This window comes from Methanococcoides sp. DA23 (assembly GCF_057593895.1).
In genome coordinates this window covers 2,325,191-2,351,343 of the sequence record NZ_CM172520.1, presented here as the reverse complement: position 1 = coordinate 2,351,343, position 26,153 = coordinate 2,325,191, and the positions used below count along the sequence as shown (strand labels likewise).

At 44.9% G+C, this 26,153-nt stretch carries 29 protein-coding genes; 19 read left to right on the top strand and 10 right to left on the bottom strand.

Going from position 1 to position 26,153, the window contains the following annotated elements:
- Positions 1–22: 22 nt before the first annotated feature.
- Positions 23–319 carry a PDGLE domain-containing protein gene (locus tag AC20MK_RS11675; protein ID WP_487355980.1) on the bottom strand — a complete coding sequence of 99 codons (297 nt, stop codon included), beginning with the start codon at positions 317–319 and terminating at the stop codon, positions 23–25.
- A complete protein-coding gene (cbiM, locus tag AC20MK_RS11670; RefSeq protein WP_487355979.1) occupies positions 316–972 on the bottom strand; it encodes a cobalt transporter CbiM in 657 nt (218 codons plus the stop codon). Before cbiM ends, AC20MK_RS11675 begins: the two co-directional genes overlap by 4 nt.
- A 286-nt stretch (positions 973–1,258) precedes the next feature.
- Here cbiM and AC20MK_RS11665 point away from each other — a divergent pair, with 286 nt between their 5' ends.
- The 4 genes from AC20MK_RS11665 to AC20MK_RS11650 all read left to right on the top strand — a co-directional run bounded on the left by AC20MK_RS11665 (position 1,259) and on the right by AC20MK_RS11650 (position 4,863).
- The gene (locus AC20MK_RS11665) at positions 1,259–2,113 is read left to right on the top strand and encodes an energy-coupling factor ABC transporter ATP-binding protein (protein ID WP_487355978.1); all 855 of its coding nucleotides are present in this window, start codon (positions 1,259–1,261) and stop codon (positions 2,111–2,113) included.
- Positions 2,114–2,118: 5 nt separating this feature from the next.
- Positions 2,119–2,931: a cobalt ECF transporter T component CbiQ gene (gene cbiQ, locus AC20MK_RS11660; protein ID WP_487355977.1), complete on the top strand. Its 813-nt coding sequence runs from the start codon at positions 2,119–2,121 to the stop codon at positions 2,929–2,931.
- 88 nt (positions 2,932–3,019) lie between these two features.
- Positions 3,020–4,315 (top strand): UDP-glucose dehydrogenase family protein, encoded by a 1,296-nt coding sequence (locus tag AC20MK_RS11655; RefSeq protein WP_487355976.1) that lies wholly within the window; start codon positions 3,020–3,022, stop codon positions 4,313–4,315.
- A gap of 5 nt (positions 4,316–4,320) precedes the next feature.
- Positions 4,321–4,863, top strand: coding sequence for a hypothetical protein (locus tag AC20MK_RS11650; RefSeq protein WP_487355975.1), 543 nt, complete (start codon positions 4,321–4,323; stop codon positions 4,861–4,863).
- Here the strand turns inward: AC20MK_RS11650 and AC20MK_RS11645 are convergent, their stop codons facing one another.
- Together AC20MK_RS11645 and AC20MK_RS11640 are read right to left on the bottom strand one after the other, a co-directional pair.
- Positions 4,864–5,310: a carboxypeptidase-like regulatory domain-containing protein gene (locus AC20MK_RS11645; protein ID WP_487355974.1), complete on the bottom strand. Its 447-nt coding sequence runs from the start codon at positions 5,308–5,310 to the stop codon at positions 4,864–4,866.
- A 25-nt stretch (positions 5,311–5,335) separates the two neighbouring features.
- Complete coding sequence (locus tag AC20MK_RS11640; protein WP_487355973.1) at positions 5,336–5,818, bottom strand: carboxypeptidase regulatory-like domain-containing protein; 483 nt, start codon at positions 5,816–5,818, stop codon at positions 5,336–5,338.
- Positions 5,819–6,107: 289 nt separating this feature from the next.
- Between AC20MK_RS11640 and AC20MK_RS11635 the strand changes: the two genes are divergently transcribed.
- From AC20MK_RS11635 to AC20MK_RS11625, 3 genes are all read left to right on the top strand, one after another.
- Entirely contained in the window at positions 6,108–6,515 is a 408-nt protein-coding gene (locus AC20MK_RS11635; protein WP_487355972.1) for a hypothetical protein, read from the top strand.
- A 307-nt stretch (positions 6,516–6,822) separates the two neighbouring features.
- Positions 6,823–7,431, top strand: a complete 609-nt coding sequence (hisH, locus tag AC20MK_RS11630) for an imidazole glycerol phosphate synthase subunit HisH (RefSeq protein WP_487355971.1) — start codon at positions 6,823–6,825, stop codon at positions 7,429–7,431.
- 14 nt (positions 7,432–7,445) lie between these two features.
- Positions 7,446–8,768: an AIR synthase-related protein gene (locus AC20MK_RS11625; protein ID WP_487355970.1), complete on the top strand. Its 1,323-nt coding sequence runs from the start codon at positions 7,446–7,448 to the stop codon at positions 8,766–8,768.
- A 3-nt stretch (positions 8,769–8,771) separates the two neighbouring features.
- Here the strand turns inward: AC20MK_RS11625 and AC20MK_RS11620 are convergent, their stop codons facing one another.
- Together AC20MK_RS11620 and AC20MK_RS11615 are read right to left on the bottom strand one after the other, a co-directional pair.
- On the bottom strand, positions 8,772–10,085 hold the full coding sequence (locus AC20MK_RS11620; RefSeq protein WP_487355969.1) for an NfeD family protein: 1,314 nt from the start codon (positions 10,083–10,085) through the stop codon (positions 8,772–8,774).
- A gap of 15 nt (positions 10,086–10,100) precedes the next feature.
- Positions 10,101–10,859, bottom strand: coding sequence for a slipin family protein (locus tag AC20MK_RS11615; RefSeq protein ID WP_487355968.1), 759 nt, complete (start codon positions 10,857–10,859; stop codon positions 10,101–10,103).
- Positions 10,860–10,973: 114 nt separating this feature from the next.
- On the opposite strand from AC20MK_RS11615, the gene AC20MK_RS11610 reads away from it, so the two are divergent.
- Entirely contained in the window at positions 10,974–13,097 is a 2,124-nt protein-coding gene (locus AC20MK_RS11610) for a DHH family phosphoesterase (protein WP_487355967.1), read from the top strand.
- Positions 13,098–13,163: 66 nt separating this feature from the next.
- Here the strand turns inward: AC20MK_RS11610 and AC20MK_RS11605 are convergent, their stop codons facing one another.
- The 3 genes from AC20MK_RS11605 to AC20MK_RS11595 form a co-directional block, all read right to left on the bottom strand.
- Positions 13,164–13,775, bottom strand: coding sequence for an orotate phosphoribosyltransferase-like protein (locus AC20MK_RS11605; RefSeq protein ID WP_487355966.1), 612 nt, complete (start codon positions 13,773–13,775; stop codon positions 13,164–13,166).
- 63 nt (positions 13,776–13,838) lie between these two features.
- On the bottom strand, positions 13,839–14,318 hold the full coding sequence (locus AC20MK_RS11600; RefSeq protein ID WP_487355965.1) for an NOB1 family endonuclease: 480 nt from the start codon (positions 14,316–14,318) through the stop codon (positions 13,839–13,841).
- A gap of 70 nt (positions 14,319–14,388) precedes the next feature.
- A complete protein-coding gene (locus tag AC20MK_RS11595; RefSeq protein ID WP_487355964.1) occupies positions 14,389–15,753 on the bottom strand; it encodes an ATPase domain-containing protein in 1,365 nt (454 codons plus the stop codon).
- Between the two features lie 169 nt (positions 15,754–15,922).
- Here AC20MK_RS11595 and AC20MK_RS11590 point away from each other — a divergent pair, with 169 nt between their 5' ends.
- Positions 15,923–16,714: an NAD+ synthase gene (locus tag AC20MK_RS11590; protein ID WP_487355963.1), complete on the top strand. Its 792-nt coding sequence runs from the start codon at positions 15,923–15,925 to the stop codon at positions 16,712–16,714.
- Here the strand turns inward: AC20MK_RS11590 and AC20MK_RS11585 are convergent.
- Positions 16,706–18,001, bottom strand: a complete 1,296-nt coding sequence (locus AC20MK_RS11585; RefSeq protein ID WP_487355962.1) for a TiaS agmantine-binding domain-containing protein — start codon at positions 17,999–18,001, stop codon at positions 16,706–16,708. The genes AC20MK_RS11590 and AC20MK_RS11585 overlap by 9 nt on opposite strands.
- Positions 18,002–18,075: 74 nt before the next feature.
- On the opposite strand from AC20MK_RS11585, the gene AC20MK_RS11580 reads away from it, so the two are divergent.
- The 10 genes from AC20MK_RS11580 (at position 18,076) to AC20MK_RS11535 (ending at position 26,142) form a co-directional block, all read left to right on the top strand.
- Complete coding sequence (locus tag AC20MK_RS11580; RefSeq protein ID WP_487355961.1) at positions 18,076–19,047, top strand: transcriptional regulator; 972 nt, start codon at positions 18,076–18,078, stop codon at positions 19,045–19,047.
- A gap of 115 nt (positions 19,048–19,162) precedes the next feature.
- Complete coding sequence (purN, locus tag AC20MK_RS11575; protein WP_487355960.1) at positions 19,163–19,771, top strand: phosphoribosylglycinamide formyltransferase; 609 nt, start codon at positions 19,163–19,165, stop codon at positions 19,769–19,771.
- Between the two features lie 106 nt (positions 19,772–19,877).
- Complete coding sequence (gene glyA / locus AC20MK_RS11570; RefSeq protein WP_487355959.1) at positions 19,878–21,122, top strand: serine hydroxymethyltransferase; 1,245 nt, start codon at positions 19,878–19,880, stop codon at positions 21,120–21,122.
- Positions 21,123–21,150: 28 nt separating this feature from the next.
- Positions 21,151–22,011: a bifunctional methylenetetrahydrofolate dehydrogenase/methenyltetrahydrofolate cyclohydrolase gene (locus AC20MK_RS11565; RefSeq protein ID WP_487355958.1), complete on the top strand. Its 861-nt coding sequence runs from the start codon at positions 21,151–21,153 to the stop codon at positions 22,009–22,011.
- A gap of 79 nt (positions 22,012–22,090) precedes the next feature.
- Positions 22,091–23,323: a dihydropteroate synthase gene (gene folP / locus AC20MK_RS11560; protein WP_487355957.1), complete on the top strand. Its 1,233-nt coding sequence runs from the start codon at positions 22,091–22,093 to the stop codon at positions 23,321–23,323.
- Positions 23,320–23,934, top strand: a complete 615-nt coding sequence (locus AC20MK_RS11555) for a methylenetetrahydrofolate reductase C-terminal domain-containing protein (RefSeq protein ID WP_487355956.1) — start codon at positions 23,320–23,322, stop codon at positions 23,932–23,934. Before folP ends, AC20MK_RS11555 begins: the two co-directional genes overlap by 4 nt.
- A gap of 127 nt (positions 23,935–24,061) precedes the next feature.
- Positions 24,062–24,346 carry a PLDc N-terminal domain-containing protein gene (locus tag AC20MK_RS11550; protein ID WP_487355955.1) on the top strand — a complete coding sequence of 95 codons (285 nt, stop codon included), beginning with the start codon at positions 24,062–24,064 and terminating at the stop codon, positions 24,344–24,346.
- A gap of 2 nt (positions 24,347–24,348) precedes the next feature.
- Complete coding sequence (locus AC20MK_RS11545; protein ID WP_487355954.1) at positions 24,349–24,597, top strand: hypothetical protein; 249 nt, start codon at positions 24,349–24,351, stop codon at positions 24,595–24,597.
- A 224-nt stretch (positions 24,598–24,821) separates the two neighbouring features.
- Positions 24,822–25,133, top strand: a complete 312-nt coding sequence (locus AC20MK_RS11540; RefSeq protein WP_487355953.1) for a hypothetical protein — start codon at positions 24,822–24,824, stop codon at positions 25,131–25,133.
- A 124-nt stretch (positions 25,134–25,257) separates the two neighbouring features.
- Entirely contained in the window at positions 25,258–26,142 is an 885-nt protein-coding gene (locus AC20MK_RS11535) for a methylenetetrahydrofolate reductase (protein WP_487355952.1), read from the top strand.
- Positions 26,143–26,153: the final 11 nt, after the last annotated feature.

Genomic DNA, 26,153 nt, shown 5'->3' with positions numbered 1-26,153 from the left:
CATTTTCCTTATTGTTTTGATATTAGGCCTTGAGTATCTTCCCAAGACCAAAGCTTATTGCCAGAATGCCTATGGTACCCAGGCATATTGCGATTATCTCTCCAAGTTTGCCCTTACCTTCAATGGAATAATCCGGCATTGGTGAATCAATGGCAGCTTCAGTTTCTTCCAGTTCTGCAAATCTCTCTTCCCCGATGACCTTTTCAGCCGCACTTTCTAATCCGTCAGGATCAGAGGATGCAAGGAAAGGTGCGAGTACGGATATCAGGATCGCGAGTGCAAGTACGACATAAAGTAGTTTCATGTTAGGATTGCTCACAACGTAACCTCCTTTGAAGTTTCCACTGCCTTATCATCTACAAGGTCAGGACGTGCTTTTGCAATTGCGCCAATGGCGATGGCAGTGATGAGACCCTCTCCGATCAACCCTATCACAAAGTGGAACGTTCCCATTGCAACTATTCCCGGGACAAGGGGGAATGTGCCTGCTAGGCTCATCTCTATGGCCGTTGCAATGGATGAGATGAAAAGGCCGAGCCATGCACCGATAAATGCCGAGACCTTTATGTCAATCTTTCTTTTCCTGAGTGCGACAAAACCATAGTATCCTATAGATCCTGAGATCACTCCCATGTTGAGTATGTTAGCACCCATTACGGTAATTCCACCGTCAGCAAATACAATTCCCTGTACTAACAATACAAGGGTAAGAACAAGTATTCCTGCAAACGGACTTCCAAATATTATTGCTACAAGGGCTGCACCGACCATGTGGCCGCTGGTCCCCATTCCGATTGGGATGTTGAGCGCCTGAATGGCAAATATACCTGCAGACAATGCTGCAAGAATCGGTATTTTCATGTCATCCATATCTCTTCTTGCCCATCTGAGGGACATGAAGATGAATGGGAGTGCTATTGCCCAGTAGATAAGCGCCTGGGAAAGCGGCATAAATGAATCTGGTATATGCATTTTATCTTCCTCCTTACGAATATTGGAAATTACGTACACGGAAGTGTTACGTAATAGTATCAAAGTAACACTCGAGAAATTAGTTGTAACATATATAAATTTAATGGTAATAAGAATTGTATATTTCGTATTACTCACTACAATTTAAAACGCTATTCGAAGCGACTCTCTTCAAATTTGGAATGCCCAGTGTGACGTTTGTGGCATAATTTATTAATAATAACATCTCTTTTTCCTGTCAGCTGACTGCTGCCTCTGATTAAAAAAGTAGCAGGTGAAGGTGATCATGGCTTCTGAAAACCCTATTATAGAACTGAATGACCTTTCTTACAAATATTCTCACAGTGACGTAAAGGCACTTGACGGGATCGATCTAAGCATCTATCCGGGTGAGAAAATTGCTATTCTTGGGGCCAATGGTGCCGGAAAATCCACTCTCTTCAAGCATTTGAATGGTATAATCTCTCCCTCTTCAGGTGCTGTGCTGATCAAAGGGGAATCCATCTCCAAAAAAACGATATATAAAGCAAGACAGACCGTTGGGATCGTCTTCCAGAATCCTGACGACCAGATATTTTCTCCAACAGTGGAGGAGGATGTGGCCTTTGGTCCTATAAATATGGGACTTTCAGAAGAAGAGGTGGAGGAAAGGATCAGAACCTCCCTTGAAATGGTCAATCTGTCCGGGTTCGAGAAGCGAGCTCCGCATCATTTGAGCGGTGGCCAGAAGAAACTGGTCGCAATTGCAGGCGTTCTTGCCATGCAGCCTGAGGTGGTCGTCCTCGATGAGCCCACAGCAGGCCTTGATCCCTTAAATGCAGCCAAGGTGATGACCATCATTGAAAGGATGAACCGCGAACTTGGTATGACAGTTGTGCTTTCAACACATGATGTCGATATTATTCCGGCATTCGCTGACAGGATATGCATAATCGACCATGGGAAAATCCTGGCAACAGGCAGTCCTAAGGAGATCTTCAGGGACCATGCCCTTATTCAGAAAGCCCATTTGCGCATGCCAAGAATAGCAGAGGTCTTTGAGCTTCTACAGGAAGAGGGTATCGATGTGCAGATACAGATCACTCCGGTGGATGCAAAAGATGAGATCATGCGTGTGATGGATATTCACGCTTCGGAGTAAGATACATGAGCATTGGCCTGACAGAGATCGAAAGGGAATCTTACAAGGACAGTCCTGTTCATAGGCTGGATGGGCGGATCAAGATCATAGCTCTGCTCAGTATCGTATTCTATGTGGCGGCTCTTCCGCGATTGGATGACTCTAATATGATCAAACTTCTTGTGCTCGAGTCCTATCTTTTCGCTTTGATCATTATCGCTCGACTCAATATTTTCTATGTTCTTGTCAGGATGCTGGCGGTACTGCCTTTCGGTTTTGGGCTGGCAGTATTTCAGCCCTTTATAAGACAGCCCTTCGTTGAAACGTTTACTGTCTACCCGGTGTCCCTTCCTTTAGGTTTGACCATCACCTATGAAGGGCTTGATTTCGGGATCACCCTGATGGCAAGGTTCCTTGTCTGTGTGACCTCTATCATTGTTCTTTCATCCACCATGAAAATGAGCGATTTTGTGGTGTCTGCAAGGAGACTTGGTATTCCAAAGGAATTCGTTCTGCTTTTGACCATGATGGTGAGATATCTGTTCGTGTTCTGGAGCGTTCTCAAAAGGATACGTGTGGCACAACAGTCCCGCCTTTTCGATATCTGGAACAAGAACACTCCGAGGAAATGGATACTCGAGCAGGTTGGCAATACAATAAGTTCCCTTTTCGTACAATCGTACGAGCAGGGCGAAAGGACTTACATAGGAATGCTTTGCAGGGGCTATAGCAATGACAATAGTAACCTTTTCATTCGCAGGTCGAAGGTAAAGGCAAAGGATGTAATGTTCTGTGTCATTACAATAGGATTGATATTGTACGTGCAGTTCCTTCTGTGATTCAGGATAGCTACTCTTCAATTCTTTTTTTAATACCATATACTAATATACATTCGTTTACATTTCTTCTATTTAAGGAGAGTTTTTTGTGAAAGTATCTATTATTGGTTCAGGTTACGTTGGTTCAGTGTCAGCTGCATGTTTTGCAGAGCTTGGTCACGAAGTGATATGTATCGACATTGATGAGCAGAAAGTGAAGATGATCAATGATGGCATTCCTCCGATCTGGGAGGAAGGGCTTGAAGGACTGATGCAAAAACATGCTGAGAAGAATCTTATTGCAACTTCCGATTACGACTATGCGATACAGAACTCGGATATATCCTTTATCTGTGTAGGCACACCTTCCAACGAACACGGGAACATCGATCTTTCTATCGTTGGCAATGCTTGCAAAAGTCTTGGAATGGCAATGGCAAAAAAGGAAGGTTTCCATATCGTGGTCGTCAAGAGCACAGTGGTCCCGGGGACCACAGAGGATGTCGTGTTGCATCTTCTCGAGGAACATTCCGGTAAGAGTGCAGGGAAGGATTTTGGTGTGGCAATGAATCCTGAGTTTTTGAGGGAGGGCAAGGCCGTCTATGATTTCATGAACCCTGACAAGATCGTTGTGGGTGGTATAGATGGACGTACAATTTCTCTTGTTTCGGAGCTTTATCGTGATCTGGAATGTGAGGTCACACGTACGAACCCACGGACTGCTGAGATGATAAAATATGTGAACAATTCTTTCCTTGCTACCAAGATCTCATTTTCCAATGAAGTGGGCAATATCTGCAAAAGACTTGGAATTGATACCTATGAGGTCATGAACGCAGTGGGCAAGGATTTCCGTATATCTGAACATTTCCTGAATTCCGGGGCAGGCTTTGGAGGCTCCTGTTTCCCTAAGGATGTACGTGCTCTCATAGGAAAAGCAAAGGAACTTGATTATTATCCTGCTCTTCTTGAATCTGTGGTCGAAGTAAATGATCTGCAGCCGATCCAGATGTTTGAGCTCCTCGAAGAACATGTGGATGATGTGAAAGACAAACGCATAGCTGTACTTGGGTTGGCGTTTAAGAACGATACTGATGACATCCGTGAATCCCGTTCAATTCCGGTCATACGCAAACTTCTCGAGAAAGGTGCTTTAGTGGCTGCTTATGATCCAATGGCATCGGAGAACATGAAAGCTGTCTTTGGGGATATCACATATTGTGAGAGTGCTGAAGAGGCCCTTAATGGAGCAGATGCCTGCCTGATCATGACGGAATGGGCGGAGTTCAGAAAGCTCGATAATGAATTTAGTGGCATGAAGAACAAGGTTGTAATTGACGGCAGGAAGATGATCGATCCTGGTGAACTGGGACAGGATATTATCTACGAAGGCCTTTGCTGGTGATATTCATGAGTGGCGGCACTGTAAAGGAAGATGTGCAGGGGAGGGTCGAGTCCTTTGACCAGAGTGTCAGAAGTCTTGAAAAGCGTCTCCGTGCAGTGGAAAGGCGTTTGTCGGTGGAAGTTAAGGCCGAGGATGTCGAAGGAACGGTCTTCGAGAACACAAGAACAGAAGCTTCCGGGGATGTTCGTCAATTTGTTGAAGATCTTGGAATGTTGAGGTCGGACATAAATGAACTGCGTGATCTGGTCGAGGTATCAATTCGCACGGATATCAATACCATCTCCGAAAGACTTGATTCTGCCATCCTTGAACAAAATGAAAGGATGGCACGAATAGATGACCGCAACAAGATCACTATAGGTTCCATCAAAATGCCGGTTGAGCTTTCCGGTATCGTTGGTGCAGCTCTGCTGTTGCTTACAGGTGGGCTGATATATGCGGACAGATGGGATATTCTCCGGTCCCCTTATTTTTCTCTGGGACTGGGAATTATCCTTGCAATGGCAGTGTTGGTCAAGTTCTATATGGCCAACAGAAGCTCCATTTGATCAGTCACGTATGACCTTGATGAAGTACTCGTTGTGATGGTCCAGATATCCGTCACTCATCACTTTTATGGATATGTGGTCTTCCTGTTTTCCATCAGGCATTGACATATTGTACAGCTTCATTCTCGCATTGCCAAAACTATCTGTTATCGCACCATCGGCAACGGTTCCGGAAGGGTCTCTGATCACCACATTGGAATTACCTATGCTTTTTCCTTCAAAGTCAGAGATGGTTATGTTCAAATAACCGGAATCTCCTGTACCATTGGTCAGTGAGATGCTATATACATCAGCAGTTGCATACATTGGTCTTGGTGCCACTTGTGTGCTCATTACGGCAGATACGATCACAGCAAAGCCTATCAATCCTATTATTGTCAGCACTACCATTCGTATGGGCAGACCTATGGCTGCTTGCTCATTGCGAATAATGTTTTTACGATACATACTTCTCAGAAATGATTGGGTGAGATCATTTTGTCTTAATGATCATCACTGAATCCTTTTTCTCATAGTCGTAAAAACCATTCGCAGTTATGGTAAGGTCCATTGTACCTTCATTCTGGTTCGCTCCCATCTGTAACTGGGCAGTGGTCGTTGCCAGCAGGGTCTCCCCATTTATATCTGTCGTATTGGTAGCTACGCCTCCAAGTCCGCGAAGGACAGCGTTGGCATTGCGTACAGGATTCCCATCAGGGTCGGTCGCTGTGATCTTTACCATTACTGTAAGGGGGTTCCTGGCAGTGACAGCGTCGACGATAATCGTGTTTCCTGCACTCAGTGGGTTTCCCTGAATTCCAGCTTCATCGATGTTCACGGACATGTTCTTTGTGGGGGGCGGGATTATTGCAATAAGGGCTGCTAATGCCACCATACCTACGACCAACATCACCACAATATTGATCGGGAGCTCTATCGCTCTCTCATCATTAAATAGCTTATTTCTATTTTTCATACCATCACCTTAGGTATTATTTCAGTACCTAACGTTTTTGGTAAAAGGTAAAAAGAAATATAAGAGTAACTATATTTCATAATAATAAAAATAATTTTTGATAGAAACCATCGATTCGTTACATTGGAATGCACATATTTTCATTTTAATGTGTAAGTTAGGCATGTACTGTCTAATTCGGGAACATTTGTATTCGAAGCTCTTCAAAGAGAATGAAATGTAAGTTGAAATAAACATATTTTTACAGGCATGTAATATTCAGGTATTATCTAACAAAGTGGTGCAATACATGAATCTGAGGAATACAAAAAGTGAAGAAACTGTTGGGATGTTTTGTGGGATATTTTGCTTTATTATATACTTATTTACACTAATGAATTTAATCGAATTTTCACCGATATTATATACTCATCAGACCGGTTTTTCTCAAATAGCTCAATGGATGTTGTATGGGCCTATGCTTATTTTTGAGTTTGCAGGAATGTATCTTATAGCAAAAAAAGTAATTGATGAGGGACGGAAAACAGAATACGTAGTGGGTATTAAGAGTTCAATAGTCGGTTTTTTTGTCTGGTTTATTTTAGTGGTATTAGGATCCTCATTAAATATTACAATAAGCTACAATGCAAATATTATTGGAGGGTACTCTGTGATTTTACTGGTATTTTTCTGGATGAAAAAGAGGGCGATTGCCTGATATGAGAAAAACACGATTGATTATTTTGTAAATCATTTAGATTTTGTCACTATCACGTTGTAACAATGTGTGGGGATTTCATCACAATCTGGGGGATGCATAATTGTATGGTATGTTGTGTATATTACCCCAGAATATGCTTATCGTGAGTTGCACCAAAATTATGACCAAATCCATAGGCTGTTACAATACATCTATCATTGCAAAGTGCAGTATAAAGCTAACTATATTTCACAATAATGTAACTAATTTTTGATAGAATATATCGATTCGTTACATTGATGTACCAAAACCGTATGTACTCCCCATGAAAAAAATAGTGATAATTGATTATGGGCTTGGCAATCTTCGCAGTGTTCAGAAAGGGCTGGAACATGCGGGGGCAGAAGTGCTCATCTCAAAGGATCCTGCGGACATTGGAATTGCCGATGGTGTCATTCTTCCTGGGGTGGGTGCCTTTTCAGATGCAATGAAGAACCTTGTTCCTTTTTTGGGATCCATTCATGATTATGTGGCATCAGGAAAACCGGTTCTCGGGATCTGTCTGGGGATGCAAATGCTCATGACCCGTTCCGAGGAAGGAGGTCTTACAGAAGGACTGGACCTTGTCCCGGGAAATGTTGTGAAGTTCCCGAGATCTGAGTTGAAGGTCCCTCAAATGGGCTGGAACTCTCTGAAGATCGAACAGGACCATCCATTCTATGAAGGTATCTCTGATGGTGCTTTCGTATATTTTGTACATTCCTATTATGTTGATACCGATGCATCCCACACGCTTGCATCATGTGATTACGGGATAGACTTTGCTGCATCGGTGGTGAATTCGGCAGGTAATGTCATAGGGACACAGTTCCACCCTGAAAAAAGTGGCGATATAGGTTTGAAAATGCTCAAGAACTTTGTAGACATGTGCTGATAAGGAGCGATTTTATGGATATAGAAGGTTATGCAAGAAAAGGACTTCGAAATAATGATCCCGGGCTTGAGGACAAGCTGACAGAAAGGATACTCGAGATCAAGAACACATCTGAAAAACACGCTCGCAATCTTGCAAAGGCAGCTATTGTGGAAGCAAAGGCGACCTTGAATGTCGAAGGCGATGTACTGACATCAACCGTTTCAGGTGTTACCATGGGTGAGTTCGGTGTGGGCTCCCGGGGACTGGGGGATTTCTATGCACACGAAAAGATAGCTGAGGTCATAGGCAAGACCAGTGCAGCGGTGGACACATCCCATCTCGATGATTCCGGAGCTGTACTGAACGAAAAGGGGGATGGTTACATCATCGTCACCATAGACGGTATTCATTCCCGGTTGAGCGATTTTCCTTTCCTTGCAGGTTTCCACGTGGCCCGCGCATCTCTGCGCGATGTCTATGCCATGGGTTCCCGACCGGTTGCTCTCTTGTCCGATATCCATGTTGCCGATGATGGGGATGTTGCAAAGATATTCGACCACATTGCAGGCATAACCACGGTATCGGAACTTACCGGTATCCCTCTTGTTACCGGAAGTACATTGCGAATTGGTGGTGATATGGACATTGGCGAGCGTATGACCGGTGGCGTTGGTGCAGTGGGCACAGCCACTGAACTGACCTCCCGTGTGCAGACTCAGGTGGGAGATGTCATATTGATGAGCGAAGGTGCAGGCGGAGGAACTGTTTCCACAGCAGCGCTCTATTATGAGATGCACGATGTGGTTGATGAGACCATAAACATAAAGTTCCTGGAAGCATGTGAGGCTCTGATAGCTTCTGGTCTTACCAAACACGTCCATGCAATGACCGATGTGACCAATGGCGGTATTCGCGGGGACGCAAAGGAGATCTCAAGAACAGCTGGCGTGAAACTTGTCTTTGATGAATCGAAGATGCGTCCCCTTGTCAATCCGAAGGTCCTTGAAATGCTGGAAAAGCTAGAGATAGATTATCTTGGCGTATCCCTGGATGCTTTGCTTGTGATCGCTCCGGCGGAATATGCGGAACAGATAATTAAGGTGGTAAAGGACGTCGGCGTTGATATCGACATCATCGGTGAGGTCGTGGAAGGCAGCGGTGCTGAGATAGTCATTGATGGCAAGGTCTGTGATTTCACTCCTCGTTTCAGGGAATCTGCTTACACCCCTATCAAGAAGATGATCGGTGAGGAAGAGCCCAGGGACTTTGAAGAAATGAAAGAAGCGATCGATAAAGCTGCAAAGGAAGCTTCAGAGAAAAAGAAAAGGGTTATGGAAATGATAAGGGGAAAGTGAGTATCACTCTCCTTCCTCTTCTACTTTTTTAACAATGAAGAGAGGTCCCTGTACATCAGTGATCTCCACCTTATCTCCATCGCTGATATCCTCTTTCACTTTTGCTTTCCAGTATTCTCCTCTATACTTTACAAAACCTTCTTCTCCTGCCTTGATGTCCTCTATGGCATTTGCCATATCGCCGGTAGGGTCTTCGCCGATCACAGGTTTTTTGTGTCTGACCTCGAGCACTTTATAGAAGACGAACACAAAAAGGATGCCCATGACGATTGTAGGTGTCACGATCGCGATTATCATAGACCGCTGTACGTCAGCAGGGCTGTACCATCTGGGGAAGTCCATGGGTACCAGGAAGATACTTCCGGCTATTAGACATACAAGTCCGGCAATCCCAAATATGCCGAATCCAGGCGCCTGCAATTCGAGAACGAACAGCACCACTCCGAGCAATATAAGGAAAATAGCTGCAATATTCACATCGAACCCCATTCCCACAAGTCCTAGTGATATTGCAACAACTCCAAATATCTCTGCACCTGCCCCGGGATTGGAAATGCCGATCACTATGCCATATATGCCGAGCATGATGAGAAGTGAGGAAATGATCGGGTCCGATATGATGTCCATGAAGCTCAATCTAAGGGATGGTCTATAGTTCTCGATCGCAGCACCTTTGGTGTTCAGCTCCTTTCCTTTGATGGTCTGACCATCCACCTGCTCAAGAAGGTCATCAATGTCAGATGCAACATACTCGATAACTCCTGCTTCCAATGCTTCTTCCGCATTCAGGTTCAGATTTTCCGTAATGAACTTCTCTGCAGTCGTTTCATTGCGACCGTGCTGTTTTGCTTTTGTCTTTGCAAGGGCCACGAGGGCATTTACTACCTTATCGTCCTCGATGGGTTCTATGCCCTGAGGTGACACTGATACAGGTTGGGCAGAACCGATAATAGTATTTGGTGACATTGCTGCAATGTCTGTTCCGATCAAGATCAGTGTCCCTGCCGACCATGCTTTTGTTCCTTCGGGATATACATAACCTATCACAGGGATATCCGAACTGTCAATGGCTTCTATTATCTTGAGGGTCTCATCAACCCCTCCTCCAGGGGTGTTGAGGGTGATAACAAGGGCTTCGTATTCATTTTGTTCTGCTATCTGCAATGCATCTATTACAAGATCATCCGCTACCGGTGTGATCGAATCGGATATTTCCAGTACCAGAACGGTCTGTTCTGCAGATGCAACTGAGGGTATTAACAATAATAGTAACAAAAAAAAGAAAGGAAGGATAGGTGATCCTTTGTTCAATATCATCACCTTTATCCTCTTTTATTTTTGCGTGAATGCTTTTGACAGTGCAGCGATCTCTGCGGTGTTCGGGGAGCTTGAAATTACAATGAGGTTCTTCTCACGTGCAACTTCAGCAATTGTCTGAAACTCTCTCAATTTGATCGCGGCTGGCATCTCCTGGTAGAGCTGTGCTGCCTGTTTCATCTTCTCTGCAGCCATGAACTCTCCTTCGGAAAGGATGATTCGTGCACGCTTTTCCCTTTCTGCTTCTGCCTGTTTTGCAATAGCACGTAGCATTGTATCATCAATGCTCACATCTCTGAGGGTCACACCGGTGACCTTAATGCCCCAGGGGTCTGTGGACGCGTCAAGTAATTCCTGTATGTCCTTGTTTATGGTCTCACGTTCAGAAAGCACTTCATCGAGCTCGATCTGGCCTATGACATCCCTGAGCGTTGTCTGTGAAAGCATTGCAGTTGCGTATTTGTAGTTCTCAACTTCAGTAACGGCTGCAGCAGGCTTGAGGACCTTGTAGTAAATAACCGCATCAACAGCGATCGTGACATTGTCCTTTGTGATGACAGCCTGCTTTGGTACATCGATGGTTACCACACGAAGGTCTATCTTTACGACAGTATCGATTATAGGGATGATAAGGAACAGTCCCGGACCTTTCACGCCGCTGAGCCTTCCTAACCTGAAAATAACAACCCTTTCGTATTCCTTTACCATCTTAAGTGATTGTGACAAGATGATAACTGCAATGACAAGTATAGGTATGATGTAGTCTTCTATCATGTTTCACTTCTCCCAAATTAAATGGAAGAGATTGTGATAAAAAACTATTGCTTGTGGTAATGCAATGTTACGCAAAGACATAAATCTAACATAAACAATTAAGACTTGATACAAATGAGAGATGAGTGCAACGAATGTGGAGGAAAAGGATACGAGGTCCTTTCTACTGAAAAATGTCCTGAATGTAAAGGTTCAGGAAAAATAAAGTCCGTAAACCTGATGGATCTTTCTCAAAAGGATGTGAAAAATTTCCTGAATGAGGGTTCAGTATGTTCCAAATGTGGTGGAAGCGGAGAGATCGAAGTAAGAAAACAATGTCCTGCCTGTAATGGTAAGGGTGCTTCTTACAGATGTGATGTCTGTGACAAGCCCATTCCTGGACCTATAGATGGCAAGGAAGCCTGTGCTGCCTGTGGCAAGATCGAGATCGTACATGTTCTTGATAATTCCTGCAATCAGGATGAACTGGAAGTGGGCAAGATGTACCTTGCTAAAGTAAATAATCATGCGGACTTTGGTGTATTCGTTGATCTGAATTCCAATTTACGTGGTCTGATCCATTCAAGCAATCTCAACATCAAGCTCGAAGAAAAAGCTCCGGTGATCGTGCAGGTAAAAGAGATCAGACGTGACGGTAAAATGGACCTGATCCCCCGGGTCATCAAGGATTACCAGACAGTAGAGGTCGAGAAGAGCATCTCTATCAGAAGGTCAACCGAACTTGGTAGTTTTACTGGTAAACTTGTAAAGATCGAAGGTGAGGTCATTCAGGTAAAGCAGACCGCAGGCCCTACTATCTTCACAATTTCCGATGAAGACGGGCTTATTTCCTGTGCTGCTTTTGAGAGTGCCGGTACACGTGCTTATCCGGAGATCGATGCAGACATGATAATTACCGCAACCGGTGAAGTTACCTCCCGTGGTGACAGGCTCCAGTTGGAGGTCAGAAGCATGAAACATCTGACCGGTGAAAAAGAAGTAACTGTCAAGAAGCGCATCGATGAGGTAATTGATCAGAGGGCTGAGCCTTCCGAGATCGAGTTCCTTGTAGAGAGCGAGATCCTTGAAAAGCTCCGGCCTGCAATGCGCAAGGTCGCAAAGGAGATCAAGAGGGCTATTATAAGGTCAAAACCGATCCTTTTACGTCACCATGCCGATGCTGATGGAATGACCGCTGCAGTAGCTATCGAAAAGGCCATCCTCCCCATGATAAGGGAAGTGAACGGTCCTGATGCAGAATACCATTATTACAAGAGAGCACCCTCAAAGGCTCCATTCTATGAACTTCCGGATGTCACCAAGGATATCTCCTTTGCACTTGAGGATGCTGCAAGACACGGACAGAAACTTCCACTTGTCGTAATGGTGGACAACGGTTCCACAGAAGAGGATGTTCCAGCCATGAGGCAGGCACAGGTCTATGGTATCGACATGGTCGTAGTTGACCACCACCATCCCGATGAGATAGTTGACCAGTATCTGCTCGGTCATGTGAACCCTGCTCATGTGGGCGGGGATTTCGGTATGACCGCAGGAATGCTGGCCACGGAAGTTGCCCGTATGATCAACCCTGATGTGACAGATGTGATCAAACATCTTCCTGCCATTGCTGCAGTGGGTGACCGTTCTGAAGCACCGGAAGCTGAAGTTTACAAGCAGCTCGTGGCTGACAGGTATTCCCTGCAGGACCTTAAAGAAATGGCACTGGCACTTGATTTCGAAGCATACTGGCTCAAGTTCGCCAGTGGCAGGGGCATCGTTGATGACCTGATGGACCTTGGGGACCACAAGAGGCATAATGATATCGTGAAACTGTTATGTGAGCAGGCAAATGCCATGATCTCAGAGCAGCTTGATGCCTGTATGCCGAACGTGAAGTCGGAAGAACTGCCCAACACTGCTGTACTGAACGTGCTGGATGTCGAGAACTATGCTCACAAGTTCACATTCCCGGCACCAGGCAAGACCTCCGGTGAAGTGCATGACCGCATGTGTCAGAAACTCGAAGGAAGGCCGGTAATTACCATCGGTTACGGTCCTGATTTTGCAGTGATTCGCTCAAAAGGAGTTCTGATGAACATTCCACAGATGGTCCGTGAACTTCACGAAGAGATCGTAGGCGCTGGGGTGAACGGTGGCGGACACCTCGTAGTTGGAAGTATCAAGTTCGTAGAAGGCATGCGCAGCGAAGTGCTTTCCAAACTGGTCGAAAAGATCGGTTCCGTGGGTGTAGAGTGAAACCTCTCATCCATTTTTTATTTTAAATAACAAAAGAAACAAAAAAGAAAAGGGAGCTTTCCCTTTTTAATCTACACGTGTGATACGGACCAGTGAGCTCATAGGCACATTGGCGATCATATCAGCATTCATTTTGTCAACGATAACTGCAACTGCTATTGGAGTTGCACCAACTTCACGAAGCTGTTCAGCAACGTCTGTAACAGTAGCTCCTGATGATATCACATCGTCCACAATGATGCACTTCTTTCCCTCTACATCAGCAAAATTCCGGCTAAAGATGCCTCTTTGATTGGCTTTTCCTTTCTGGTCATCATAGTCATGGAAGATCGCGAAATCGATCTCCAGTTCTTCGGCCATCATGGTGGCTATAGGAATTCCACTAAGTCCTATACCGATCACAAGGTCAGCATCCTGTTGTGTCTTTTCCAGTGTATCCATCACCATATCACAAAGTGCCTGTGAGATGCATCTTAATCTGTATGAATTCTGTCCGACACTGTTCCATGTCACAGAGATGTCTTTTGGTGCAGGTGCTGCAACATCTTTCTTTGAGCGTGTCAAAAGCCATGTGACCGTTTCCCTGGATACGTTTAGCTCATTTGCTATCTGGCCTGTAACAAGACCATTTGATTGCAATTCAACTGCTTTCAGGATCAATTCTTCTATGTTCTTCATATTATCCCAGCTGAAATATTATTAATTTTAACCTTCTAAAATAGTTATAGTACATCTATATGGTTATAGTTTTCTTTTCCTGACCTTCTTTAAAGCAGAACCACAGACGGGGCAATCATCACCATCATCGAATTTGCGATAGCATGCGATACATTTCTTTCCCCATACAAGTACATCCTTTATCTTTTTCTGGCTGATGGGCTTGACTTCAATACCAAGTACTGAAGCCATGTTCTGTACCGCATAGTCATCTGTGAGAAGAACTCCGTTATCCTTGTATTCAAGAGCTTTCGTTAGGATGTCTATATCTGTGGATGAGAGCTCTTCAACATCCCTCGTCCTTTTCGCAATTGAAAGTACCTCTGTGCGAACCTGTGGATCAGGTGCTTCAACTCTTGTACCTGTCTCACAGGCGATCTCAAATCGCATCATAGCTTCCCGGCTCTTCATCTCGTCCTTTACGGAAGGTACGGTGATGAACAGTGATGTGTCGCCATCATATCCATAGATGAAAACTGCGGAATCTGTAATATAGAATGTCATGTTCGTGTGGTCTCAAGCCTGTTTGATACCATAGATATTTCTCCAGGCTTATAAGTATGGCTATCACCATTTAATCCGATGATGGCAACATGATGTCTACACCACTTTCCCTTATCTCAAATTTCCTTATTCCTTTGTCATGAGAGCTTCCGCGCATTTTGATGACAGTTATGGTCTTGTCGATATGGTCTTCTTCCTCTTTTAGTGAAAGCAGTATCGAAGTATCCATTCCATAATCTTCGATATCGTGCATTCCATTAATGTTGTCGTTCCTTTGTGCGAACATTGAGGTGACACCATTTGATCTGAACATCTCTGAAAGTAATTTGATATGGTCCTTTGCATCCAGAGGTGTCATAAGGTCAGAGAATACGTTCACATCATCCACAAAGATACGCTTGATGTTCTCTTTTTTGATGATGGCTCGTAAGTTTATGGCATGCTCTCCGGCTTCAATGGCTGACATGCTGGTGAAGACAACTTTTATGGCACCTGAACTTACAAGGTCCTTTATATCATGGTCAATGGAACTTGCATTTGTAAGGGTCTGTTCCTCGGATTCTATAAATGAAACTATCATTCCAGGCTCTTCGATCCTTGCTCCTTCTGCAATGAAATGTGTCCCTATGGTTGTTTTCCCGGTACCGCAACCTCCGGTTACAATGGTTGAAGTGCCTCTGATGACGCCAGTTCCGGTCATTATGTCAAGCCCCTTTGTCCCTGTTGAGATACGGTCTGTAAAATGGGGTATCTCCATTTCGGTCAGTTCCTGTCGGTGAAGTATAATACCTTCTTCAGTTATTGAAAATGGATGTTTTCCACTTATGTATCCCTGTCCTCTGAGCTTTAAGACCTCGAGGTGGTGTACCCGCCTTTTGTTGGCCTCATCATTGGAAAGATAGATAATGCCATCCGCTACGTGGCTCAGGTCATTTTTCAGGAGCTCCTCTCCGGTGAACTCTCCGATCGCTATGACCAGAGCATCCCATTTTTTCATACGCAGGAAAAGGTCATAGTAGAAACGTCGTTTTGCTTCCTCATCAAGGGTGCTTCCGATGGTCGTTATCGGATCAATGACGATTCGGTCGGGTTTTATTTTTTCAATGGACTCTTCCAAATTCCACATGAATGTATATATCCCTTTATCAAGGGTCTCGGTGCCGATGGGGATGTAGTTCATGGAGCCGGAGGAAAGCAGGGAGATATTGTAGAAATTCAGCTTTGACATGAACTTATTGACCATTGAAATTGGTTCATTCAATGATGTAACATACATGCATTTCTCATTTTTTTCAGCGGCGTTGAAAATGGATTGCATTGCAAGTGTGGTCTTTCCAGAACCTGCTGGCCCTGCTACCAGGATCGCAGAAGGCTTTGGGAACCCGCCTTTTAAAATTGTATCAAGGGCATGTATCTCCGAACTCATTTGTTTCATTATAGCACCTGCTGAATATATTTATATTAATATTCTCTCTACTATATTTAAGACTATGTTAGCTCATTTTTGAAAAAAGTTTAACAGGAAATCTAAATATGTACTGTGAATATAGTATAGAGCACTATTATATACAGAAATATTCGATCATCATCTGGACCTTGGTACTATGGATATTGTAAAAGCAAAAGATATCATCATTGATTTTATTGGGAAGAAACTGGAAGGGACGGGAATTGAAGGTGCTGTTGTAGGTATAAGTGGCGGTATCGATTCTGCACTGGTGGCATATCTGTCCGTTGAAGCGTTGGGTGCTGAGAACGTTCTTGGTATACACATGCCGGAAGCTTCAACCCCTGGGTCCGAAATAGAAGATGCTAAAAAGGTCGCAGAAGCTCTTGGTATTGACCTTAAGATCATAGACATCACTAGCGTTCTTGAAGGCTACAGGTCCGCAATGCCGGATATCGAGGGTGCATCTGCTCAGGTCGACGGGAACCTTAAGGCCAGGATAAGGATGTCCATGCTCTACTACTATGCTAACATGCTTGGCAGAGTGGTGATGGGGACCGGTAACAAGAGTGAGATATTAATTGGTTATTTCACAAAATACGGTGATGGCGGGGTCGATCTGGAACCCATCGGGGATCTTTACAAAACCGAAGTATGGGAGATGTCAAAGATGCTGGGTGTCCCTGAGAGCATTCTGGAAAAAGCACCATCTGCAGGACTCTGGGAGGGTCAGACCGACGAGAAGGACCTTGGTGTTACTTATGAGACCATCGATAAAGTGCTTCAGCCAATTCTTGCAGGCGAGGGGCAGGAACGCGTGCATTTGAAACTCGGGGTTCCAATGGAGGATATCAATTCCATTCTGCTACGTGTCCGGAGCAATCTTCACAAGAGGGCTACTCCTCCGATAGCACACCTTGATGACCTTCGTGATGACTGGTTATCTTGATGGGAAAACTTTCCTATCTTCTTCTTTCTCTTCTTCCTGGCATCTGACAAGGGGTTTTGCAAGGTGTCTTCTTGCACAGGGTGGAACTTCATACATCCCTGTCTCTATCCCCCTTTTGATCTCGACAAGTTCAGGTAGATCTGCTTTAGTGCCACACTTCTTGCAGCGGTAACCCTGCCCCTTTCCTGCGGACTTCATCTTCTTTCCACATTCGGAACAGGTGGGATTGACCGACTCATGTTCCTGGACAAGGCTTATTATGTTCAGCTTTTCGATGTTCAGGGTGTTGTTCTTCACACTTCCTGAGAACACTATCCTGTCCCCGGGCAGGAACTTGCGTACCAGTTCACGGAAGTTCTTGGTGGGTTCGTAGGCTGCACAGTCCATCTCATCTCCTTCATCGTCACGAACTGAAAATATCGTATGTCCGCCCCTTATCGTTTCAGGTCGAGTGAATACCGTTGCTTCAATGGTGTATGAGTGCATGTCCTTTATGTCTGCTATCCTCTTCACTGGAATGAGGTGCAGGTCGGTTCCCTGATCGGTCTTATAGATCGCATATCTTTCAACAGGCTCAGAGATTATCATCTGGGATGTTATGGTGACAGGCTCAATGCCATTTCCTCGAACTCCAAATAGGACAGGGTCTCCTGCATGGGGTATGCATACCACTGCATTGTTCGCAATATCCACTGTGTCCCAGGTGTTCGGGTAGGTGGCAAGGTCTGCTTCTTTCACACTTTCCTCATCGACCTGTCGTTTCGTTCCCCATGTACCCTTTTCGCGATATGCAAGATATTCATAGGTATGGTCCCATCCCGGGTTCAGCATGGCTCCGCAGGCAGCAAGGGCACCTATAAGCCCTCTTCCGTTCTTCCATCCTCTCGAGGGCAGGTCCAGGTCAGCGATAAGGTTCTTTGCATCCTCTATCTGTAATACTTCACGAACCGCTTTCAGGAAGAATTCGCCGAGTTCTTCCTTTACTCTCTCAGATCGCTCCTCGGGTATGAACACCACTCCGGGATTTGTCATCTCGCTCTGCAGTTCTGAAAGTTCATCGACCCTTGAGATGACATGTTCCATTACCTTTTCCGGCTCTGATGTTGTTATTTCAAAAGCGGTTGAAGCATTGCCACGGGTCTTGTAAGGAATGGTGGGATTGAGGCGTATAAGTATAGGGCTTCCTCTGATGGTTCCGTATTCTTTCAGCTCGTCCATCAGTATTGCACAAAGGTAGGTAGTGCACATTCCTTCTCTGGAATCGGTATCGTCTATACTTATTATCATGGTCTTTCAATCTGTGTTCGTTCATATACTAACAAATACATTTATATAGATGTGCAAACAATGGCTTTATTGTAATGACAAAGGATATTCTGATACATCAGATAATTGAAGTATTGGAACGCGCCGGTTTCATGGTGTCGAATCAATGTAATATCAGACCCCGTAGCTTTGACCTCGCTGCACGTCAGGGTAATACGCTCCTATTCTGCAAGGTCTTATACAATATTGACGGTCTGAACGAAGAAACGGCCCGTGAGATGAAATCTCTGGCAAAATACCTGGATGGTTTTCCCATACTCATAGGTGCCAAAACGCGTGACCAGTTGCTTGAGGATAGCGTAGTTTATATGAGGTATGATATTCCTGCATTGAGCATACAGACGCTTTATGATTATTTTGTAGAAGATGTGCCTCCGCTTGTATCCGCAGCACCCGGAGGTTTGTATGTATCCATTGACGGGGATGTGCTCAAGGAAGCGAGGATGAACATATCGATGTCTCTGGGGGCTCTTGCTTCCGAGTTGGGTGTGTCCAGACGTACCATAAGCAAGTATGAGGAAGGTCAGATGGATGCATCCATAGATATTGTGCTTCATCTGGAGGAGATACTGGATATGGCACTTGCGAAGTCCATTGATATACTCCGCAGTTTTGAGAAAGAGCTGGACCCTTCAACTGTCAATGAGGATACATCTGAAAGGAAAACACCGCCCAATGACAATATCCTGAACCTTATTTACACTCTGGGATATGATGTCCTTTCAACGAACCAGGCCCCGTTCAAGGCGGTCTCAAAGGATACTTCCAATACTTTCCTGACAGGGGTTAGTGAATACAGCAATGCAATGGTCAAACGTGCTCACTTGATGAGCAGCATCTCCAATGTCATCGAGACTCAATCGGTTTTCATTATCGAAGGCAAGAGCCGGTATAAGTCCGTTGAGAGCACGGTTCTTATAGAAAGGGACGAGCTTAATAGTATCGCCGATGCTGATGATCTTGATACTCTTATTCATGAAAGGTCCAAGCGGCATAAGGATGAGTGAACTTTTTTAAGTTCCCTTCTTAATATGGTCGAATGGTTTTCTGTAACAATATGTTGAGTGTTTGGATTTATAAGCCCAAAACTCTAATATATAGCAATCCCGTATGATGTGAGCAATGACTCTCAATATTGCAGTTCTTGTATCTGGACGTGGTTCTAACCTACAGTCCATTATCGATAATATTGAAAATGGTTACATCCCTAATGCTGCTATCAAGGTCGTTATCAGTGACAAGGGGGATGCCTATGCACTTGAGAGGGCAGAAGCACATGGTATTGTTCCTGTTTTTGTGGACCCTTCCGCTTTTGAGGATAAAAAAGGTTACGAGGACAAGATCCTGGAGGTTCTCGGGAAATATGATACCAACCTTGTCCTCCTTGCAGGGTACATGCGTATCCTGGGCAGCAGTATAATCGAAGCATACAGGAACAGGATAATGAACATCCATCCGGCTCTGTTACCTTCTTTCATGGGGCTTCATGCTCAGAAACAGGCGTTGGAATACGGCGTGAAGGTTGCAGGGTGTACGGTTCACTTCGTTGATGAGGGAATGGACACCGGCCCGATAGTCCTTCAGAGATGTGTGCCTGTACTTGATGGCGATGATGAGGACTCCCTCGCAGGACGTATCCTGGAGCAGGAACATCATATATATCCTGAAGCCGTGAAGCTGTTCGTTGAGAACAGGCTTGTGGTGGATGGCAGAAAAGTATCGATCATATGATCGGCATGATATAATTATCATGCATCTATCACATTATCAATTTCATACACTCACATCACTTAACAACTGATCAATTAAAACTATAATTTTCAAGGAACGATATAATATGTCTTATATTTCAGAGATTGACCCGGAAATTGCCAATGCATTGTCATTGGAGGCACAGCGTCAGGATTTCAAGTTGAACTTGATCGCTTCAGAGAACTACACCAGCCGCGCTGTAATGGAAGCACAGGGCTCCATCATGACCAACAAGTACGCAGAAGGATATTCCGGAAAGCGTTACTATGGTGGTTGCGAATTTGTCGATATGGCAGAGGACCTTGCTATCTCAAGGGCAAAGCAGATCTTCGGTGCAGAGCATGTCAATGTCCAGCCTCATTCAGGCTCAGGGGCTAACATGGCTGTCTATTTCTCAGTTCTCAAACCTGGCGACAAGATCATGTCAATGGACCTTTCCCATGGCGGTCACCTTTCCCACGGAAGTCCTGTGAGCTTTTCAGGTGAGCTTTACAACATCGTTCCATACGGTGTTTCTCAGGAGACCGAGATGCTTGACTACAATGAGCTCATGGAAATGGCAAAGAAAGAGATGCCACAGATGATCGTTGTCGGAGCATCTGCATATTCCCGTATCATCGATTTCAAGGCATTCAGGGAGATCGCTGACGAGGTTAATGCATACCTTCTCGCAGATGTTGCACACATTGCAGGCCTCATCGCTGCCGGTGTACACCCTAATCCATTCCCATATGCTGACTTTGTAACAACAACCACACACAAGACCCTTCGTGGTCCAAGGGGTGGAATGGTAATGTGCAAGGAAGAATATGCAAAGGCCATCAACAAGTCCGTCTTCCCGGGAATTCAGGGCGGTCCTTTGATGCACATAATCGCTGCAAAGGCAGTTGCGTTCAAGGAAGCATTGAGCGACAATTTCAGGAAGGACCAGGAACAGACCGTTAAGAACGCAAAAGCACTTTGTGCAGCGCTTCAGGAAAGGGACTTCGAGATCGTTTCCGACGGCACCGACAACCACCTTATGTTAATCAACCTCAACCAGTACGACCTTACAGGGAAGGACGCAGAGGTTGTTATGAGCAAGGCAGGTATAGTCATCAACAAGAACACAATTCCGTTCGAGACAAGAGGTCCTTTCATTACCAGTGGTCTCAGGGCAGGTACTCCTGCTTGTACTACCCGCGGTATGAAGGAATCAGCAATGGAAGAGATCGCAGACTTCTTCAAGACCGTCATTGACAACCGGGACAACGATACAGTTCTCGAGTCCGTTAGTGCGGATGTTCAGGAACTTTGCAGCCGCTTCCCTATATACGAGCACCTCGGATAATTCATTATATAATAGAAGGTGATCTTCAATGCCTGATACTGATAATACAAAGATCATTGATGGACGGGCCATCGCAAAGAAAGTGGAAGCTGAAGTGAAAGCTGATGTGGAGAAGCTCATAAGCGAAAAAGGGGTAACTCCCGGGCTGTCAGCCATACTTGTGGGTGAGGACCCTGCATCAAAGATGTACGTGAGGCTGAAACACAAAGCTTGTGAGCGTGTCGGTATCTTCGCTGAGGATCAGCATCTTCCTGAGGATATCACTCAGGAGGAACTTCTTGAGGTTATCAGTTCCCTGAACGCAAGGAATGATATCCATGGTATCCTCCTGCAACTGCCATTGCCTAAACATCTCAATGAGCAGGAAGCGATGAACGCCATCGATCCTGCAAAGGATGCAGATGGTTTCCACCCCTTCAACATGGGGCAGTTGCTCATCGGTATCGAGGAACTCGTTCCATGCACTCCCAAGGGGATCATCCGTGCTCTTGAGGAATACGGTGTCCAGATACAGGGCAAGCATGCCGTCATTGTCGGTCACAGCAATGTCGTGGGAAAACCCATGGCTGCAATGCTCGTGAACAGGAACGCCACCGTGAGCATCTGTCATGTTTTCACCGAAGACGTCACGAAGTTCACAAGAGATGCAGATATTCTCGTTGTTGCCACAGGTGTCAAACATCTCATCAAAGAGGATATGGTCAAGGAAGGTTCTGTGATCTTCGATGTGGGTATCACCGAAGAGAATGGCAAGGTCTATGGAGATGTTGATTTCGAGAACGTCATCAACAAGGCATCCCGTGTCACCCCTGTTCCGGGTGGTGTCGGACCGATGACCATCGCAACACTGATGCAGCATGTCCTTATGTCCGCTCAGAAGACTGCTTAAGATGCAGTCTGTATTTTCTTTTCTCTTTTTCAGTCGAATTATATATAATCCATGAAAACTCATAATTGTTGGTTATACAATGGTCGTTGATGTTGACATATGTGGCTTGAAGGTGGGTGATGAGCATCCCGTTCGCTTAATGGGTGTTATAAACCTGAGCCGCGAATCCTTTTACAAGGGCTCCGTAGTTGATACGGATTCTCTTCTTGATGTTGCTCATAAGATGATAGACGATGGTGCAACGATCATCGACCTTGGTGCAAGGTCAACCTGGCCGCTTTCCGCTCCCATCACAAAGGAAGTGGAATGCGACCGGCTTCTTCCTGCACTGGAACTTCTGAAGGACAATGTCGATGCTGTGATCTCTGTGGATACCGTATTTGCAGATATTGCGGAAAAGGCCATTGAAAGCGGTGCAGATGTGGTGAACGATGTTGCAGGTTTCGCAACTGATGGCGGCATGCTTGATGTTGTCGCTGAGCATGGCTGTCCTGCAGTTGTGATGGCAGCGGGAAAACTTCCCGGTGATCCGCTGGGTATGGATGCTATCATGCAGTCCCTTGACGATATTCTCATTCGCTCTGAAGAACGTGGTATTGATACCGATCAGCTCATACTGGACCCTGCCATCGGTAAATGGGTGCCGGAAAAATCAGCGATGTACGATCTTGAGACCATCGACCAGTTCGAACGCCTGAAGGTGTTCGAGAAACCCCTGCTTGCAGCCATTTCACGCAAGTCCTTCATTGGGGATCTGCTCAACAAACCCGCAACTGAGCGCCTGTACGGAAGCCTGGCCGCCGCCGCCATCGTTGTACAAAAAGGGGCTCACATAATCCGAACCCACGATGTGGCAGAGACATTCGATGTGGTTCAAATTGCGGCTGCGATTCGAAGTAGGCAGCCCGTTGTGGAAGAGAATGGTTTCGAGGTCAGCGTTCTTGACATTCCCTATCCCGATGATGCGGCCCTTTCCATGCGAAATATAGGTGTTACAGGCACAGGTTCCAAGATAATGAAGAACAAGACGGTGTCCCGTGTGCTGCGTATCAGTAACATTACCACCACAGAGGCGTTGATAATCAAACAGGAGATCCTGGCAAGGGGTGGGGATGCAGCACTGGAAAGGGATGCGGTTTCCCATGAGGTCGAAAGGACCGATGTCATCGTCATTGGTACATTGCTACAGGTAAGAAAGCTTGCTGACAAGCTTGAGTGTCAGGCAAGGAACCTTCCGCTTATCTCAAAGATGATAAAGGATGCACTGGATCAGGAATCGGACATTGAATACCGTTATTTGAGGGAATCATGATAATCTCATCCTCCAAACCTTTCAATGAGATCCTTGAAATGCTCATGGACAAGGATGCCGTTTATATTATTGGGTGCAGCGTCTGTGCTGCCAAACAGCATGTTGGAGGGGAACCCGAGGTCGCAGAGATGGTATCTCTCCTCTCTGATGCCGGAATAAACGTTATCGGGGGAGCCGTGGCAAAGGCCGCATGCAGTGTCCGGTCCTGCGAGTATCTTATGGAGCTTGCTCCGAACATCGGTGATGCCACTGCTGTCCTGGTAATGGCATGTGGCAGCGGCACTTCGAACATTGCACGCTTTGTGGACGTGGATGTTTATCCTGCTAACAATACCGATTCGCTGGGTGCCATGACAGGGGATAAGGTCATCCATCATCTGTGTGCCATGTGTGGTCAGTGTACGATCGCTGATTTTGGTGGCATCTGTCCTACGGCACAGTGTCCCAAGGAGTTGCTTAACGGTCCCTGTGGCGGTTCAATGGAGGGCAAGTGCGAGGTCGATCCAGAGAAGGATTGTGCGTGGGAGTTGATCTATGAACGTCTTGAGAGGATAGGCAGACTGGACCTTCTGGATGAGGTTCGGGATGCTAAGGATAGATTGGTGAAGTGAGTTCTGTTTTTGTCATTTCTATGTGGCTCATTATTGTAACATGAGAATTCTGTTTTCTGCTCACACATTTTAAATATTATTGTGGCATTTACAATTTGTTTAATAATGTATGCATGGATCTATTAACGTGAGCAAAATCAAATCAGAATGGACTATCGTTGGACTTATGGTATTCTTTACCATACTTGTTTTTACATATCACATAGGTCAGCTACTATGGGGAATAATTGCAATAGCTATTGTTTTCTGGTTCTTCATGTTCTTTGACTGCCTTCAAAGGAACACCGAGGATTTTCCCAGCAAAGGCAATAATGAAAAACTGATCTGGTCGCTTGTTCTAATTTTCCTGAATTTCATGGGTGCGGTGCTGTATTATTATCTGGTCAGGATGCAGGGTCTGGATGGTGAATAATTATGATCCCAGAAGTTCAGGATTTAATGCACAAGATTTCAAAATATCTTTATCGCAATTATGCAAGTGTGTTACTTGGTTTGCTATCACTTGTTACAATTTTATACTATTACATGGAGTATTTTCATCCAAATAAATATGATCTGTTCTTTATGCTTATAGGAGGAATCATTGGCATTGTCCTTTTGGTGTTGGCAATAATTGTTTTGATAGCTTTTATTCTAGTCTTATTTAGAAAAGTCAATAATTAACATTGGGGAAATTCATCATGAAAAGATTTAGAAAAATATACCGTCTAGTGCCTCTCATAATAGCACTATATAATGCTTATCAAGGGTGGTTTTATGATAATCTTAGCTTAACACTGGTATACCTCACATTGATATCTGTGCTAGTAGTTGTTTTAATAGAAGCACTTATAAAAAAGACAAATGTCAAAGAAATAAATTAATCATATATCTAATATGGGTGCAATATGCTTTCTTCAGGCTTACTAGTTTTTATCGGATCAATTACACCGATTGCAGCCATATTATGTGGCATAATTTCAAAAAATAAATATTTGGGTCTTATTGTAGGTATTACAGGTCCGATGGTCCTTTATTATTCTATTTATATCTATTCAGAGGCTCCATACAGGTCCGATGCGGTTTATTATTTTGGAACTCTTACAATTTTAGGAGGTCTGGCCGGATATTTAGCATCAATTAAAAAAATAGAATATAACTTGTTTGCAGTATGCTTATGTCTTTTCTACTTGATATTTTTCTTTAAAGGCTTTGCTTAATTGGGTTCTATCTCGGAAAAAGTTTGGACCGTGTTCTGCAATCTCACAAGAGGAATTACTTAAACGAAGTTTCCCCTGACTGTCTCGATGCCTTTAAAAACAAATCCCCCATATTCATCCCACGATGCTTTCAACTTTCAACGATGCACTCAAATCGGACCGCTTCCTTGTGACCGCAGAGGTTGCACCCCCAAAGGGTACTGATCTCTCGGCGACACTTGAGGATGCAGAACTTCTCAGAGGGCTGGTGGATGCCATCAATCTCACGGACAATCAGCGTGCGGTAATGCGCATGAGTCCTATAGCTGTCGGTAAAATACTGATGGATGCAGGGCATGAAGTGATAGTGCAGCTTACCTGCCGTGACCGGAATAGATTGGCACTACAATCTGACATTCTGGCGGCATCGGCTCTGGGTATTGAGAATCTCTGTGTGATGACAGGGGATCATACCACCAAAGGTGACCACGTGGGTGCAAAGGCCGTTTATGATCTGGATTCCGTGCAGCTTCTCTCCCTTATCACTAAGATGATGGGTGGGTCCGACATGGCAGGCAATGAGCTTGCAGGGTCTCCGTCCTTCACTGTTGGTGCGGTGTCCAACACCGATGTGACAAAACGGATGCAGATGCTCAAGCTTAAGAAAAAGATAAATGCCGGTGCACGGTTCATTCAGACACAGGCGGTCTATGACGTTGAAAGTTTTAACGATTTTAGCGTTCTTATGGATCAAATAGGTCCTAACGTTCCGGTCATGGCCGGTATAATCCCTCTCAGGTCTGCCGCAATGGCACATTTTATGAACAATAACATTCCTGGAATACGGGTCGGGGATGAACTTATCCGACGCATGGAAAATGCAAAGGACCCGATACAGGAAGGGCTTGAGATAGCTGCAGAAAGTATCCGTGAACTTCGGGATATGTGCAGGGGCATTCATCTTATGCCTATTGGCGGTCATGGCAATACACAAAGGCTTCTTGAGATGGCTGGCCTTGATAATAGATAATACATAAAAAC